The 15,056-nt window shown below is 53.8% G+C and carries 19 protein-coding genes and 2 pseudogenes; 9 read left to right on the top strand and 12 right to left on the bottom strand.

Annotation, left to right across the window (positions count from 1 at the left end):
* On the top strand, positions 1–185 hold a 185-nt coding region (locus tag FVV99_RS17885), incomplete at its 5' end, for a diguanylate cyclase domain-containing protein (RefSeq protein ID WP_148255488.1).
* A 158-nt stretch (positions 186–343) separates the two neighbouring features.
* Here FVV99_RS17885 and FVV99_RS17890 read toward each other — a convergent pair.
* A complete protein-coding gene (locus tag FVV99_RS17890; RefSeq protein WP_148255489.1) occupies positions 344–679 on the bottom strand; it encodes a phytanoyl-CoA dioxygenase family protein in 336 nt (111 codons plus the stop codon).
* Positions 680–1,004: 325 nt separating this feature from the next.
* Here FVV99_RS17890 and FVV99_RS18890 point away from each other — a divergent pair, with 325 nt between their 5' ends.
* On the top strand, positions 1,005–1,376 hold the full coding sequence (locus tag FVV99_RS18890) for a ChaB family protein (RefSeq protein ID WP_236645467.1): 372 nt from the start codon (positions 1,005–1,007) through the stop codon (positions 1,374–1,376).
* Here the strand turns inward: FVV99_RS18890 and FVV99_RS17900 are convergent.
* The 3 genes and pseudogenes from FVV99_RS17900 to FVV99_RS18895 all read right to left on the bottom strand — a co-directional run.
* Positions 1,365–2,402 carry a sodium:calcium antiporter gene (locus tag FVV99_RS17900; protein ID WP_148255490.1) on the bottom strand — a complete coding sequence of 346 codons (1,038 nt, stop codon included), beginning with the start codon at positions 2,400–2,402 and terminating at the stop codon, positions 1,365–1,367. The genes FVV99_RS18890 and FVV99_RS17900 overlap by 12 nt on opposite strands.
* Before the next feature lie 39 nt (positions 2,403–2,441).
* Positions 2,442–2,690: pseudogene (locus FVV99_RS17905) on the bottom strand (integrase core domain-containing protein); the annotation flags it as partial.
* Positions 2,668–2,880: pseudogene (locus FVV99_RS18895) on the bottom strand (IS3 family transposase); the annotation flags it as partial. The pseudogenes FVV99_RS18895 and FVV99_RS17905, both read right to left, overlap by 23 nt.
* Positions 2,881–3,350: 470 nt before the next feature.
* On the opposite strand from FVV99_RS18895, the gene FVV99_RS17910 reads away from it, so the two are divergent.
* The 3 genes from FVV99_RS17910 to FVV99_RS17920 all read left to right on the top strand — a co-directional run bounded on the left by FVV99_RS17910 (position 3,351) and on the right by FVV99_RS17920 (position 5,809).
* Positions 3,351–4,298 (top strand): endonuclease/exonuclease/phosphatase family protein, encoded by a 948-nt coding sequence (locus tag FVV99_RS17910; RefSeq protein WP_161599048.1) that lies wholly within the window; start codon positions 3,351–3,353, stop codon positions 4,296–4,298.
* Between the two features lie 276 nt (positions 4,299–4,574).
* Complete coding sequence (locus FVV99_RS17915) at positions 4,575–4,871, top strand: hypothetical protein (protein WP_148255492.1); 297 nt, start codon at positions 4,575–4,577, stop codon at positions 4,869–4,871.
* Positions 4,872–4,906: 35 nt separating this feature from the next.
* Positions 4,907–5,809, top strand: a complete 903-nt coding sequence (locus tag FVV99_RS17920; RefSeq protein WP_161599049.1) for an SIR2 family protein — start codon at positions 4,907–4,909, stop codon at positions 5,807–5,809.
* Between the two features lie 100 nt (positions 5,810–5,909).
* Here the strand turns inward: FVV99_RS17920 and FVV99_RS19140 are convergent, their stop codons facing one another.
* Positions 5,910–6,182, bottom strand: coding sequence for a tyrosine-type recombinase/integrase (locus FVV99_RS19140; RefSeq protein WP_456236715.1), 273 nt, complete (start codon positions 6,180–6,182; stop codon positions 5,910–5,912).
* Positions 6,119–6,529, bottom strand: a complete 411-nt coding sequence (locus tag FVV99_RS19145) for a hypothetical protein (RefSeq protein ID WP_456236716.1) — start codon at positions 6,527–6,529, stop codon at positions 6,119–6,121. Before FVV99_RS19145 ends, FVV99_RS19140 begins: the two co-directional genes overlap by 64 nt.
* 296 nt (positions 6,530–6,825) lie before the next feature.
* Between FVV99_RS19145 and FVV99_RS17930 the strand changes: the two genes are divergently transcribed.
* On the top strand, positions 6,826–7,020 hold the full coding sequence (locus FVV99_RS17930) for a hypothetical protein (protein WP_148255494.1): 195 nt from the start codon (positions 6,826–6,828) through the stop codon (positions 7,018–7,020).
* Positions 7,020–7,955 (top strand): hypothetical protein, encoded by a 936-nt coding sequence (locus FVV99_RS17935; protein ID WP_148255495.1) that lies wholly within the window; start codon positions 7,020–7,022, stop codon positions 7,953–7,955. Before FVV99_RS17930 ends, FVV99_RS17935 begins: the two co-directional genes overlap by 1 nt.
* A gap of 23 nt (positions 7,956–7,978) precedes the next feature.
* Here the strand turns inward: FVV99_RS17935 and FVV99_RS17940 are convergent, their stop codons facing one another.
* Genes FVV99_RS17940 through FVV99_RS17950 form a run of 3 tightly spaced genes read right to left on the bottom strand, consistent with a single transcriptional unit; the run spans position 7,979 to position 10,741 of the window.
* On the bottom strand, positions 7,979–8,893 hold the full coding sequence (locus tag FVV99_RS17940) for a LysR family transcriptional regulator (protein WP_201745160.1): 915 nt from the start codon (positions 8,891–8,893) through the stop codon (positions 7,979–7,981).
* Positions 8,894–8,928: 35 nt separating this feature from the next.
* On the bottom strand, positions 8,929–9,942 hold the full coding sequence (locus tag FVV99_RS17945; RefSeq protein WP_148255497.1) for a zinc-dependent alcohol dehydrogenase family protein: 1,014 nt from the start codon (positions 9,940–9,942) through the stop codon (positions 8,929–8,931).
* Positions 9,943–9,994: 52 nt separating this feature from the next.
* The gene (locus FVV99_RS17950; RefSeq protein ID WP_148255498.1) at positions 9,995–10,741 is read right to left on the bottom strand and encodes an NADPH-dependent F420 reductase; all 747 of its coding nucleotides are present in this window, start codon (positions 10,739–10,741) and stop codon (positions 9,995–9,997) included.
* Between the two features lie 101 nt (positions 10,742–10,842).
* On the opposite strand from FVV99_RS17950, the gene FVV99_RS17955 reads away from it, so the two are divergent.
* Positions 10,843–11,205 (top strand): winged helix-turn-helix transcriptional regulator, encoded by a 363-nt coding sequence (locus FVV99_RS17955; RefSeq protein ID WP_148255499.1) that lies wholly within the window; start codon positions 10,843–10,845, stop codon positions 11,203–11,205.
* Positions 11,206–11,713: 508 nt separating this feature from the next.
* On the opposite strand, the gene FVV99_RS17960 is transcribed toward FVV99_RS17955, so the two are convergent.
* Together FVV99_RS17960 and FVV99_RS17965 are read right to left on the bottom strand one after the other, a co-directional pair.
* Positions 11,714–12,622 carry an oxidoreductase gene (locus FVV99_RS17960; RefSeq protein ID WP_148255500.1) on the bottom strand — a complete coding sequence of 303 codons (909 nt, stop codon included), beginning with the start codon at positions 12,620–12,622 and terminating at the stop codon, positions 11,714–11,716.
* The gene (locus FVV99_RS17965) at positions 12,615–12,938 is read right to left on the bottom strand and encodes an antibiotic biosynthesis monooxygenase family protein (RefSeq protein ID WP_148255501.1); all 324 of its coding nucleotides are present in this window, start codon (positions 12,936–12,938) and stop codon (positions 12,615–12,617) included. Before FVV99_RS17965 ends, FVV99_RS17960 begins: the two co-directional genes overlap by 8 nt.
* Before the next feature lie 166 nt (positions 12,939–13,104).
* Between FVV99_RS17965 and FVV99_RS17970 the strand changes: the two genes are divergently transcribed.
* The gene (locus FVV99_RS17970; protein WP_236645468.1) at positions 13,105–14,052 is read left to right on the top strand and encodes a 5'-nucleotidase; all 948 of its coding nucleotides are present in this window, start codon (positions 13,105–13,107) and stop codon (positions 14,050–14,052) included.
* Here FVV99_RS17970 and FVV99_RS17975 read toward each other — a convergent pair.
* The gene (locus tag FVV99_RS17975; RefSeq protein WP_148255502.1) at positions 14,049–14,978 is read right to left on the bottom strand and encodes a siderophore-interacting protein; all 930 of its coding nucleotides are present in this window, start codon (positions 14,976–14,978) and stop codon (positions 14,049–14,051) included. The genes FVV99_RS17970 and FVV99_RS17975 overlap by 4 nt on opposite strands.
* Positions 14,979–15,056: the final 78 nt, after the last annotated feature.

The following is a 15,056-nucleotide window of genomic DNA, read 5'->3' on the forward strand; positions in this document are numbered from 1 at the left end:
CGTTAGCTGAGCCGTACCAAATCTGCCATAACGAGCTGCATATTACCGCAAGCATCGGGGTCAGTGTTTACCCCGATCACGGCAGCGATGAATCCACCTTGCTTAATAATGCCGATACAGCCATGTACCACGCCAAGAAAAGCGGTCGCAACAAGTACCAGCTATTTTTCAATAACGACGCATGAGCTGTCCATATGCGATCTGCGGCAAGGGTCATCTTCGAATAATGCAGTTTTAAAACTGTGTCCACTAAAAACCGCTTTATCGTGACCAGTCAGTAGCATTGCTTTCATTGATTCAATAGCTCAACGGAACCAGTCAGCTTTCCAGGGCACTGAGTTAGTCAGGCCAGTTCCGGGAAATCGTCATGCATGGCGAACACTGAGCGGATGTCGCCGGTGTTGGGGTCCTGGATAACCTGGCCTGATGCCAGCATTTCCTTGTCCTGAGCCATCTCACGAAGTTCGTCAAAGAACGGTGCCATTCGCTCCTGATTAAAGAACCCTTTAAACCACAGAAATCCATCCCGCTCATATTGTGATAACGCGATCTCATCCAGCGGCCCATGCCAACGGTATTCATTGCCGGAATGAATCACGGGATCGGTCCGGATAAAGGGGGCGATCCGATCTTCTGACTCTTTTAGACGTGAAGGATAGGCATCGTGAGATTGTCTCATGGCAAAATCCTTTATCTTGAAATGAATGGACCTAGTGTTCTGGGACAACAACAATGAATCCCGACTATCCTGATCCATCATAGGAATTGATATGTGGCCACAGGTTGCGTTCAGGGCACATATTCCTTCAGAAACGGCTTGAGCAGGAAGTTTTCGAAGAACCAGATATAGCGCAACGTCCTTGTTTAGGCATTTCCTTTGCCACGCTCAGACAGAGGTTAACCATTACGGGATGCACTCACTGTGCGCTTTCGCACACAGCCCCAACAGCGTATTTCGGCTGGCCGGTAGAAAAGCAGCCTAAGCGTCTTGGAGGATTGATCAAATGCCTTACGACAGTAATGCAGAGTTGCCCGACAACGTACGCAACAATCTGCCATCTCACGCTCAGGAAATTTATCGGAAAGCGTTTAATTCCGCCTGGAAGGAGTACCGCAAGCCGCAAGGTCGCCGTGGCGATTCTGACCGGGAAGAAACCGCTCACAAAGTGCCTGGTCTGCCGTCAAAAAGGAGTATCACAAGGATGGCGAGAAGTGGGTGCGGGATAAATCCTGACACTGGTGGCACATACTCCTGCGTCCGCGTCATTCGGGGTGGAGGCAGGAGCGCTTCTTATCTACCACCTGGGTTCCTCCACCTGCGGATCAAGCCTGTTTCGGCAATGAATCGCCGAAGTAGCTTACCGTTAGCGGATTAGCACCAGCGCAACGCCAAGCGCATAAAGCAGGACAATGGCGGCGCTCTCAGTGCCGATCCGAGCAAGACCCTGCTCCTGTCGCCGGATCAGCCCCATCATAAGGGCGCTGGTCATTAACAGCGACAGGCTGATCCAGATAATCGTATCCTCGGATACCGCGTGGTAGATAGAGCCCTCACGGTAGGCGATGTCAGACGTAGCAGTGAAGAGAGTATCAAATGCATTTCCACCAATAATGCCCCCAACGGCCAGGGTCAGAGCGCCGCGTCGCACGGCAGCCACGGATGTCACTAGTTCAGGCAGGGAGGTGCTGGTAGCGGTCAGTAATACCCCCACGGCTGTTTGCCCCAAGCCGGTTTGAGCCGCAATGTTGGTCGCTGCGGGCTCTAAGGTCCAACCTGCCAGCCCCATGACAGACATCAAAACCACGAACTCAATCACGAGCCTAGATAGGGCAGGGGTATCGGCATCATCCACAGGAACATCGTTGCGGGTCTCTTTGGTAACAGACGGTTTCCACATTGGTGTTTGACGCGCCCCTTTCACCAGGAAGATCCCGTAGACATAGAGCCCGAAGAGAACAGGCGTTACCGGGCTAACGCCCCAGAAAGTGAACTCGGGGAGAGATGGCGCTAAAAGAATGACTGCAAGGAGCGAAATAAGCAGGGCATTCTGTAACAAGTTCGGTGCGGAGGCGGCGGCATGTTCGAGATTCGCTCTTCTGTAAAACAGGTCCGCTACCGCAAGGAAGAGAGTCTGTACCGCTATTCCCCCTAGTGCGTTACTGATGGCCAACTCGGGATGGCCTTTCCACGCTGCGGTGACCGAGAGAACGATACCGGAAAGTGATGTGGCCGCGCCTAAGAGAAGGGCACCGGCTATGGCCTCGCCCAGCCCCGTTTTGTCTGCGAGCTGGTCCACCACCCGCGTCAGGCGCGTCCCGGCCAGCGCAATCGTGACGGCGCAGACAGCAAACACACCGACACTTTGCAGGAATGTCCACTCATCCGGACTGAAAATAGGCATTGAACCGTACTGGCTTTCTCGGAGACTCGTTGGTTTGAGTCAGGCCGCCTGCTTGGCCTGACCCTGCTGCTCATAATACAGAGCTTCTCGCTCGGCCGGTGGCATGTTGCCGATCGGCTCCAGGAGCCGCCGGTGATTGAACCAGTCGACCCATTCCAAAGTGGCGAACTCAACGGCTTCCAGGTGCCGCCATGGCCCGCGTTGGCGGATCAATTCGGTCTTGAACAACCCGATTACCGTCTCGGCCAGCGCGTTGTCGTAGGAATCGCTCACGCTCTGACGTCGTGGTGCCTTCACGGCGATCCGCATCACGCTCGGCCTGCCGGACCCAGCTCCGCAGGGTTTCCTGCGTACAGCCGATCTTGGGGGCAATGGCGCCGATGGCTGCCCACTGGGAGGGGTAGTCGGCCTCGTGATCAAAGACCATGCGGACCGACCGCTGGCGTACCTCGGCGGAGTATCGTTTCGACATGCTCATGGCTCCATCCTCTCAAGGTTTGGAGCCTCCGGGAATCCCGGCACGGTTCACATCTTCCTCCCATTTCACGCCTTCTGCGGGATATGGTGATTGTAAAGCCATTGTAGTAGCGCTTCAGTGTCGGCTCCACATCTTCGAAGGCTGCTAGAGCGGCGGGCAGCAAGCCAGACACATATTTGCTTAAATTGTCACAATGTTTGCGGCAATCTAAGCAAGTATGCTCCGGATTACTCTGGTCAACTGCCGCATTGAGAGGCCTCATGTTGTTAAAACTCCTTCTCTGGGCCACCCGTTTGTTGGTGCTCGTAATGGCAGTGTTGTGCATACTGCCGTTGATACCTAGCGGTCAGTGGTGGGTCAGGCTATGGGCTTTTCCGCGGCTACAGTTGACTGGAGCGCTGATTGTGCCAGCACTGCTACTGGGAGTGCACGCGTGGCAAAAGCGACCCCACAAAGAGCACGCAGTATTGATGCTGGTGATCCTCGCGATAGGTGGGTGGCACTTAACGCACATCTTGCCGTTTACGCCTGTTGGGACGACCGAGGTGCCAGCCGCCGAGTTGGACTTCGGTAGTGACCAGACAACTTTAAAAGTGTTGACCGCCAATATCTCCTACACCAATGACCACTACACTGAGCTATTGGCGACGATCCGACGCGAGGACCCTGATCTACTGTTGCTGATCGAGGTTGACCGCGCCTGGGCCGAGGGGATGGCGCCGCTGGATGAGCATTACGCACATCGGGTAGGGGAGGTTCGTGGCGAAGGTCTCGGGCTTGTCCTGTGGTCACGTTTTCCGCTGCTGGAGCAAGAGGTCAAACACCTAGTCTCTGATCGTCGGCCTTCGATCTTCGCGACCCTCGACGTGCCGGGAATTGGACCGGTGAGGTTCGTCGGCGCCCACCCGGTGCCGCCTGGGCTGCAGGATAGAATCCTCAGCAACGAGAAGACGGATGACCGTCGGGATAGCCGCGTTCGCGATGCAGAGCTCATGCTCATTGCTCGCCATGTTGAAAAAGACCCGGACAACCGCTGGATCATCGCCGGGGACTTCAATGACGTCGCATGGTCTGACACCACCCGGCTTTTCGCCGACTTGGGCGACCTGAAAGACCCTAGACGTGGGCGGCGTTTACTGAACACCTATCACGCGGAATACCCATTGTGGCGATACCCCATCGACCATCTGTTCGTCACTGACGGATTTCATCTGATCGACCTCGACCGAGTGAAAGTACAAGGCTCTGACCACTTTGGCATTTCCACCACGCTGACCGAGGCTATAAAGGATCAAGGAAAGCCGGAAGCCTCAGCGGAGGACGAGCAGGCGGTCGAGGAGATGGTCGAAGAAGGTGCCGAAGACGCCGCCGAGCACAATGTTAGCTCGTCGGAGGAAGGGGAGACAGAGTCAAAGTGAGAATCTCTTTAACAACCGTCATTGCTTGGCAGTGCGTGCGCAGCGCCATGGGCTAATTTTCCCATGACTAGCAGTTGGCTTGGTGGCTGCTTTTGCATTACTTCCACCTTGGTCAAAAAGGGGCGAACGTTGGATGACAGAAGCCTCTGACTCCGATAATGTCATCTTAAGAATCGTGAGCCACCACTTCCACTTGGCCGCTTTCGACCCACAGCGGACATCCCGGCAGAAGCTATATGCTGATTCAGCAGTGTTATGCAGCCAGCACGATAATCCATGTTAGATTTTCAAGATAAATCGGAGCTAACGTCAGAGATGAAAGGTGTGTTTTTAGGAGCAGGAGCTTCGTATGAAGTAGGAATGCCTTTAGTTTGGGAATTTACTCAGACTCTTAGAGAAAATATTCTTAAACGACTTGACTCTAAGCTCTTTAACTTTGAAGCGGATGACGAATTAAAGTCATTTTTTATTGAAGTCTTGAGCAATGAGGATATCCACTATGAGCAAATAGTCGGTCTGCTCGAAAAAAACACATTGAAGATAGAGATAATTGCCAAAGAACACACGGGGTAATTGTTCAACTAGTAGAATGTATACAGCTGTTGCTTTTGGAAGAACAATCTAACACACTTAAATTTTTATCTGAGAAAATAAAAGACTACTACGGTATAAAATCTTTAATAAATCAAGAAGGTGTTTTAAATATCTTCTCACTGAATCACGACATAGTTTTTGAAGAAATTCTAGATTTTTACAAGATTCCGTATAAAGATGGATTTTATAAAAGAAAAACTAATTACAGTAATATAGCCAAATTTAAGGTTGTTACATCATCTGAGTTGGAAAATGGAGATCTAGATTTTTTCAAACCTAATGAGCATGGTGTAAATCTCATTAAACTACATGGCTCATTAGATGTATTTTCTGCTGAAGATAAAAACCTCTTCTTAAAGTCATATGGTGAGACCAGTTTCGTCGGTTCAAACTATGCAGAGATAAGAAAGATAGAGGATAGAAGTCTCGATATACTTCAAAGAGATGGTGTTAGAACTACAAATGAGTTATGTGTTTATGACTGTTCAGGGGAGCTTCAATTTTTAAGGCGATCATTACTGTCTGGTGCTCATAAGTTCAAAGGTCAATTCGATCAAATAATTCCTGTATCACTATTACAATTTTTCAAGAAACAACTTAACGCCACAGATCAGCTAACAGTTATAGGTTACAGTTTCGGAGATGAGCATATCAATGATGCGCTAAAACAATGGCTGGAATGCAAGTCTAGAACCATTGTGGTTTATGACCCATACAGGAGTTATATTCCTGATGGATTTGATAATTACAGAGATCAATTCACATGGATAAAGGGTGGCCTCACAGATTATTTTCTCAAATATGATTCATCTCAGGAATCATGGGTAACAGAATCTAAGCGAGAAATGTTTAACACTGTACGAGACAGCCTTAAATCTAGGCGTCTAGGAAAAAACCAAACAAAAAAATCGAGGTGACGCCTACGGCGCACCTTATTTGGACTTTACATCAGATCCACCTAAAAGGCTGCTCTTGGCCGGGTAACGACGGCCCGACATCTGCCGTCGTTTGTCCGTATTAAACTTCTGTCTGTTCTGCCATTTCCAAAGCATCATCTACTTCAATCCCAAGATATCGGACGGTGCTTTCCAGCTTCGTGTGACCCAAGAGCAGTTGCACTGCCCTTAAGTTTTTCGTGCGACGGTATATCAGCGAAGCTTTTGTACGACGCATCGTGTGCGTGCCATAAATTGACGCATCTAGACCTATTTCGGTGATCCAAGCTTTCACGATACGAGCATATTGGCGCGTGGAGAGATGCTTTGCGCTATTGATTCGGCTGGGAAACAAGAAGTCTTCGTTTCTGAGTTGTGCAAGCTGTATCCAGCCATAATAGCGATACGGGTATGCTCGGTTATTTCGAACTGGACAGGTCGATGCGTTTTTTTCTGCATCACGATGGCTCGTGGAGATATGCACGCACCGTGGGTTATATCCCGTACTCGTAAATTAACGAGGTCGCAGCCTCGTAATTTGCTATCGATGGCTAAATTGAAGAGGGCGAGGTCTCTCGTCTTTTTGGCAAGCTGTAGACGAATACGGATGGCCCAAATATCTCTAAGACGCAAAGGAGCTTTCTGCCCAACCAACTTGCCTTTATTCCAAGGTGTAAAGGAGATTTCAGTCGAAACGTTCATGGCATGATCCTCCATCGGGTGGAGGTCTAAGAATGGATCAATTCGTGCACGTCATGTGCTAAGGCATGGACAGGCAGAAGCAGCAGGACGCCGCCATCGGTAGTGATCTCACCATCGTCGAAACCAGCAGTGACCTGGCAGTCTCCACAGCTAAAGCCGCCCCGCTAACCCAGAGATGAAAAAGCTCTTCGACATTCCTGTGTCCTGTGCAGGTGTTAAGTGCAAATTCTACTGTTGTCCTTCGTCTTCGCTTTGCCGAGTATTTTATAAAGCTTCATTTCGATACGGAGGAAGGCATGGCACACGAAATCCATATCACCAAAACAGGAAGCCCGGATGTCCTGCCGCCTCGTGAGGTCTATGCCGCTGCCGAGGCTGGCATCCTAGCTGTGGATATCTGGAAACCATATCCGCTAACGCAGGTGCCTGACGCGCAGCAAGCGTTAGAAAGCCGAACAGCCATGGGGCCGATCGTGCTGAGGCCTGAATAATGGAAGCCATTATCGTTATAGTGCTCGAAGCAGGGCGGAGTGCTGTCGATGTTGCCCTCTATACACTGCTGCCTATCATGGTAGTGACGATGGTTCTGCTCCGGTTTTTTGAAGTCAGCGGTGGGCTAGAGAAGTTTATGACCGGGGTGGCGCCTATTGCCCGTCCCTTTGGCCTGAACGGATTAGGCGTGCTGGCGATGCTGCAGATAAGTTTCGTAAGCTTCGTCGCGCCGCTCCCAACGCTGGTTCTGATGGAAAAAAGAGGCGCTTCCAACAGGCATCTTGCGGCGGCACTTGCCGCCATACTTGCCATGGCTCCTGCCAATGCCGTTTTTCCACTCGCCGTGATGGGGCTGAATGCCGGTGAAGCGCTAATGATTTCCCTGCTCGGCGGATTGATGGCAGCAGCCACGACTTACTGGCTCTGGGGAAGAAAGCTATCCAGGCAACCCCATAATGCTGAGGATCTGGAACAGAAAGCGGCGGAAAAATTTTCAGTCCTCAAGATAATTAACACCAGTGGCGCTGAGGCCATTCAGATTGTCATTAATATCATCCCCATGCTGTTACTGTCTCTCGTTGTAGTGACAGCTTTGAGGCATGCGGGAACCATCGTTAGCCTACAGGCATTGATGGCTCCCGTTATGAGCATAGTGGGTGCGGAGCCTGAACTCCTATTACCGTTCTTGACTAAATATTTGGCGGGCAGTACCGCGTTAGTGGGTGTCATGCATGATCTGAAGGCTCAGGATCAGCTCAATTTATCGTTGGTGAGCTTGACCAGTGCGGGGTTTTTGCTGCACCCACTTGATTTACCGGGAGTCGCCATACTGCTATCCGCTGGTGCGCGTTTAGGCAAAACCGCTCTCCCTGCCATTTTAGGAGGCGTTATCGGTATCACGCTGCGTACTTTTCTTGGCACCATGATTAGTTAGAACGACAGTCTCACCTGGTGACGTTACCGAGAGAGCCAAGGCGGTCCGTTTTCGAAGCAACCGACGATCCATTCAATAAATGCTTCTGTTCGAGCGGGCGCAAAATCGGCCGACGGGCGTACCAAATATATTCCACCGCTGGCGTCAAAAGACCAGTTGGGCAACACGGGCACCAGAGAACCTTGGGCAAAGTCCTTTGCCATTAGCCAATCGCCTGCGCCTAAAATGCCAATGCCCTGGCGTGCGGCCTCCAGTAGCGCGAGGCTGTCGTTAGACAGTAAAGAACTCTTTGTTATGACTGACTCTACATGATCTCCATTTGAGAGCTGCCATTCTGGAAACGTTGCCAAGGCGGGAAACGCCAAACAGTTGTGATGGATGAGGTCTCTGGGTTCGTTTGGTAACCCATGTTTAGCCACATACTCAGGCGACGCGCCAAGCACCCGTCTTTGATGCCAAAGCTTGCGGGCCTTCAATCGGCTATCCTGAAGGACACCAATTCTAATGGCCGCGTCGAACCCTTCTCCGACCAGATCCACGTACTGCTCGCTGTAAAAGACGTCAACTTTTAGGGCAGGGTACATCTTCAGAAATTCGGGCAGAATAGGCGCAAGCCATAAGCGCCCCATCGTGGCTGGAAAGGCCAAACGCAACTTGCCCCGAAGGTGTTCTGCGCCATCGCTAGCCTCAAGCTCGGCATTATGAAGAGAGTCGACCGCTGATTCCGTTTTGTCTGCCAGCCGTCGCCCAGCATCGGTCAGTCGGATTTGACGCGTTGTTCTTTCGACCAGCCGCACCCCAAGCCGAGCTTCAAGTGAAGCAATACGTTTGGAGATGATAGTGGGATGACGATGTAATCGACGCCCCGCTTGAACGAAAGATCCATCGTTAGCGACGGCAAGCAGGGCTGTAAGCTCATCAATCTGTCGACTGTCCACTATGTAAACTCTTTGTAGGGCTAATCAGTTATGGGTTAGTGCGCCACGTCAATCACGACCTTGCCGACATGACTACCGCTGGCAAGACGCTGGTAGGCCTCACGGTATTCTGCGAACGGGTAAACCCGATCAATGACTGGTTTCATTTCATGTTGGCCCATCGCTGCGAGCAGCGCTTCGAAATTAAGCCGAGGGCCAATGGCCGTGCCGGCAACCCGAAGAGAGCGTGACAGTATGTCGATGGGTGGCAGACCACCACCGATACCGCTTGTGAATCCAACTATCGCAATCTCCCCACCGATTCGACACGAGGCTGCAGACTTGACGATGGTTTTCTCACCCGCGATATCGACGACTTTGTCGACACCTTTGCCATCGGTCAGTTCGAGAATCTCGCGATCCCAATCCGGGAAGGTGCTGTAGTTAACCACCGAATCTGCACCCAATGACTTCAGTGTCTCGGCCTTCTCATCGCTAGACGTGATTGCCAGGACGCGCGCACCGAACATCCGTGCTACCTGTAGCGAGAAAAGCGCGACACCGCCAGTGCCCTGTACCAGAACGGTTTGACCCGGCTGAAGGGGGGATGACAGATTGAGGCCTGTCCAAGCCGTAACGGCTGCGCATGGCAACGATGCGGCTTCAATGTACGATAGGGAGTCAGGCAGATGCACAACGGCGTTTTCATGCATGAGAATATACTCAGACAACCACCCATCTGCCGATATTCCCAAGCTATTCAGATGATACTCCGCTTGCATGGGGCCACCGACCCAGTGTGGGTTGCAACTTGCGGATACCCGATCACCGACGTTAGCTCTGGTGACACTATCGCCAACCGCGACGACTTCACCTGCCCCATCAGATAGAGGGATACCGTTTTTCTTGGTTGGCCCACCATATTGACCATTCAAGATCACCTGATCACGAAAGTTCAGTGAGGCAGCATGAACGCGAACCAGCACCTCATGGTCTGTTGGGGTTGGCGTTGGTTCGTCATGGTGTTCCAGGTCTGGCTTTTCAGCAGACGTCCATCTGACAGCTTTCATCTCTTTTCTCCTTGCGTGGAATAATTGGATGTATCGCTACCGGTCTGCCCACTTAGTCGGGCCAATTCAAAGACCGGTTAAGAGTGACGACATCGGCATGGGTCGGGTTCGACCCGAGTACAGCAAATTGCTCAGGCAACTGAGCGCGCTTGCGAGGTGCCTCGCCTTCCACCGCGGCAGCCAGCGCTTTGCGCATTGTCTCGCCATCCCAATCGCAGCAGTAGGAGGGCGTTGATGGCTGCTGCCGCCACGATTCATCCAGAGTTCCACCATCGACCGGGTCAAAGCCGATCTCATCGACGAGCCCCATGACCTTTTGTTTCTGATCAACGTCATCACCGGCCACCGCCACTGCAAGTCGGTCTTCTGCTCCTCGCGGGCGGCCCAACTCAGCCAGGGAATAAGCCAGAATGTTATTGAAAGCCTTGATCACGGGGCGGCCAATTTGCTCCGCAACCCATACGCTCTCCACCTGCCCCGCATCAATATCGGGAATACGCGGATCGCCTAGCTCTGGGTAGTAGTTGCTTGTGCTGACGATAGGCGTCGTTTGAGGGATGTTTTCAAAGAGCGTTTTAGGAAACGTTGCAATGGCTGATAGCGGAGTCGCCAGGATAACCAGATCAACCTCGTTGACCGCGCCGTGAGTGTCGGCCGCCTCAGCGCCGATTCCGTCTGCGAACGGCCGAACGTCGTCCGGGCCTTTGGAGTTTGCTACGCGAACCTGATGTCCCGCGGTGGTTAACTTGCGGGCAAGCGTGCCGCCGATGTTACCCGTACCTATTACACCGATTTTCATTTCTATACCTAGCCTTCTAAGTTGCTTTAAAGCAAAATAGAGACAAGCGAACATAAGCGCAAGAACCTACTAAAAAGTGCAATACCCACCAGAAGGTAAGTATGACGGATCGAGATTGGCGTTGCGAAGACCCTGAACAGCAGCTCGTTTGGGCTTCCGCAACCAGCGAAGCCTTACGAGTGCTTGAAGGAAAATGGAAAATTGTCATTATCATTCAGCTGTTTGCGGCAAAGAAACCGTTACGTTTTTCCGAGCTGGAACGTCGCGTCGACGGTGTCAACCAGAAGATGCTCATCCAGCAGCTCCGGCAGCTGGAGAAAGATGGCATTGTTACAAGGATGGTTTATCCGCAAGTTCCGCCAAAGGTGGAATATACGCTGACCGAGATGGGCATCGCACTTGGTCCCTCTCTTGAGGCACTGATTGACTGGGCCTTTATGCGCCGCGAAGCCCTTGGTCATTGATTTGAGAAGGTTGGTAAGAGGCGAACCGACTCATACATAGGTGTCTAGCGGTCCATTTTTCCCTACTTGATGAATATCACTCAGTTTGAAGGGGGAGCTTCCGTAACCCAGAGTGTACTTCTGATGAAATGAAAAAGCTGGCCGACATTACGAAACGGCTTAGTCTTCAACTGAAGGCGGAGATGTACATGCTGGGTGCTAAATACAGCTAGCAATATATTGCAGGTGAAGTGTGACCCGCACGCACCTTTGTTTAAGAAAGAGCACACATTGCCTCAATCACACCTGAACTTAGGCATCATATTAGCGCTCATTGAACGTCCGCTCATGGCCGATAGCTGCCAGTCCTACTTGCTACGGCGTGGCTATTCCTATAATTCCCCAACCCATTCACTCGCATCGTCTCCCTCGTCACCGTTCCATCGGACATCCCGCGACCGGTTTCCACTACGGTGAGCCAGTGGCGGGGTGATGTCGATGTAGACCAGGGCGTCGGGAATGGGACCGCTCACGCCTTGCGCCACGTTGCCTCGGTCAATTCACAGGAGACTTGCCACAGCCGTTCGGCGACGGCCTGATCCCGAGCAGCAGGGGCCATATGGGCGCGCTTGGGCGCACCGCGTGTCTCGCCGATACCGGCGGGGCCGATGTAGTCGCCGAGGCGAATGTCGCTGGCGGTGGCGGCGTAGAGGGTAGGGCGTGCGCCCTCGGACGACGTTTGGGTAATAAAAGGCATCGCCAGCCTGAAGAGGCGGCCCATCATGGCACGGCTGTTGACACCATGCTCGAGCAGAGCCGTGCGAGAGAGACCGGGGTGTGCCGCCAGGCTCTCCAGTCCCCAGCCTGCGTCACGACTGTGCCGCTGCAGCGCCTGGCTGAACAGTAGCATGGCGAGTTTTGATTGCCGGTAGGCACGCCAGGGGTCGTAGCGGTGCTCGCCGTGTAGGTCGTCGAAATCGATCTTCCCGCCGCGGTGCGCCAGGCTGGAGAGCTGTACGACGCGTGGCGTCGGTGCCGACAACAGCAAAGGAAGTAGCAGGCTGGTCAGCAGGAAATGGCCCAGGTAGTTGACGCCGAATTGACGCTCGAAGCCATCGCAGGTCAATTCCCGCGTCGGCAACGCCATGATGCCGGCATTGTTGACCAGCAGGTTCAGCGAGGATTCGCGGGCACGCAGCCGGGCGGCGAAATCGCGCACCGAGGCCAAGCTATCCAGATCGAGCGGCTCGCAACGGCTATCTGCCCCTGGACTGTCACCGCGCAGCGCATCGACCGCCGCATGGCCCTTGTCCGGATGACGCGCGGCCACGACGACCCGGTAGCCTTGACGAATCAGCCCCCTGGCGGTTTCGAAGCCGAGCCCGGCATTGGCGCCGGTGACGACTGCCAATCTTGCATGGCTATCGTGATCAGTCATTGCCGACCGTCTGGATGACCTCGAAGCCCTCGAACTTCGGCGGGCCGAGATAGAGCCCCTCGCGACGGCTTTGGCCGGCATTGGCGTGCGCGGCGCGGAACGCCTCGGAGTGCGTCCAGGCCTCGAAGTCCTCGCGTGAACGCCAGAGGGTATGAGAAGCGTAGAGGACGTGATCCTCCTCCTCGGGGCCGCGCAGCATGTGAAACTCGATGAAACCGGGCAGGCCCTGCAGGTGGGTTTCCCGCTCCAGCCAGATCTGTTCGAACTCTTCGACTCTCTCGGGATTGACCCGGAAACGATTCATGGCGATGAACACAGCACACGCTCCTTAGCACGAATTGATAGGCATTCTCAGATGACGATGACATCTTACCCGATGAGGGGCAAGGTGGTGGCGAGTTTCCACTGGCTGGCGCTTGCCTGGAGGATAAGCTTGGGGCATGGTCGATCGCATGTATTGACACCATCGACAATGAGCAGGGATGACCATGCCTTATGACCTCAGTGAACGCCTGGTGATCGGACTGGCATCCAGTGCCCTTTTCGATCTGGCGGAATCGGATCGGGTCTTCCGCGAACAGGGGGAGGCGGCCTATCGCATCTATCAGCGTGACAATGAGGACGTGCCGCTTGGCACCGGGGTGGCCTTTCCCTTCATCAAGCGTCTGCTGGCACTGAACGAGTTGAGCCCGGAAAATCCTCCGATCGAGGTGATGCTGCTGTCGCGTAACGATCCGGAGACCGGGCTGCGTGTCATGAAATCGATAGAGCACCATGAGTTGGGTATCACGCGGGCGGTTTTTCTGCAGGGGCGCTATCCGCACCGTTTCATCCCGGCGTTGAACATCAGTCTGTTTCTATCGGCCAATCGCCAGGACGTCGACCAGGCGATTCTGGCGGGGCATCCAGCGGGACAGGTACTGTCATCGGGCGATCTCGATTTGACCGATGAAGAGGAGTTGCGGATTGCCTTCGACTTCGATGGCGTGCTGGTCACCGATGAGTCGGAAACCATTTATCAGCAGGAGGGTATCGACGCCTTCCGCGAATACGAACGGACTAACGCGCAAGTACCAGCCGAGGCTGGCCTTCTGGCGACGTTTCTACGTAAGCTGGCGCATATTCAGGCGCTGGAAAAGCAGCGTGAAGAGGAAACGCATGGCCGTTATCGGCCCAAGGTGAGAGTCTCCATCGTTACCGCTCGCAATGCGCCGGCCCATGAGCGCGTCATCCATACCATGCGAAGTTGGGGAGTGACCGTCAACGAGGCGTATTTCCTGGGGGGCATTGCCAAGGAACACGTGCTCAGCATCATCAAACCGCACATCTTCTTCGATGACCAGGCGTCACATCTATCCGCCACCAGCAATATATTGCCATCGGTGCATGTGCCGTTCGGGCCACTGAATCAAGGCGAATGCTTCTCCTAGCCGATCGCCTTGCCCAGGCGCCAGTAGCCCATGCTGGTAACGTAGCGTTTGGGCAGTCCGCACTCGTTGATCAGGTAGCGACGAATGCCCATCGCGACTCTGGATTCCGCAGCGACCCAGGCATAGAAAGGCGCTTCATCATCGAGCGCTGCTGATTCCCAGAGCAGTCGGCCGGTGTCTGGCTCGTCATTGGCGTCTGCTGTGTCGGACTGACCGTCGAGAGCAAGAACTTCACGACGCAAGTCGATGTTGCGCAGTTCGTGTAACAGTCGATCTCCGTGGCCGGTACCGGGAACCGTGTCGCGTGGTAGCCAGTACAGGTCGGCGGGATGCTCCAGTGCTTGGACGTCGGTACTGCGAGGCACCTCGAGCAAGGCTTCGACCCGGGGCGTGGAGGGCAACGCGTCGAGGGTCTCCAGAATGCCGGCGACCGCTGGCAAGGCGGTTTCGTCGGCAACGAGGAGGATGCGCTGTACATCACGCGGCGGCCGCCATTCAAAACCTAGCCGAGGGCCTTCGACCTCGGTCGTGGGGGCCGTCATTGCCAAGCGATCACCGGGACGAGCATGCATCGCCCAGCGTGAGGCCGGGCCATTGTCGCCGTGCAGTACGAATTCGACATCGACTTCGCCGTGCTCGGGGCGCAAAGCGCGAATCGTATAGGTGCGCATGGGCGGCCGGCTGGCATCAGGCAAGGCACGGTAGGCGGCGTACCAGTCACTCTCCAACCGGGCGATCTCGGCCAGCGCTTCGAGGCCGCCCGCCTGGCTGGGAAAGAACAGCTTGATTCGCTGGTCCGGCGCGTGGGTCGTCATTCGGTCGACCTCCGGCCCGGTGAAGGTGAAACGAACCATCGAGGGGCTGACCTGGGTACGACGGGCCAGGGTGATATCGAATAGATGGTAAGTAGTGTTACGTCCAGCCATGGCATGGTCCTTAGCATCAAGGCAGTTGCGATCTCAGAGCATTGTAATTAATAATCATTCTCAAGTTCAAGATGATGA

It is taken from the genome of Aidingimonas lacisalsi (assembly GCF_008079445.1).
GTDB classification, from domain to species: Bacteria; Pseudomonadota; Gammaproteobacteria; order Pseudomonadales; family Halomonadaceae; genus Aidingimonas; species Aidingimonas lacisalsi.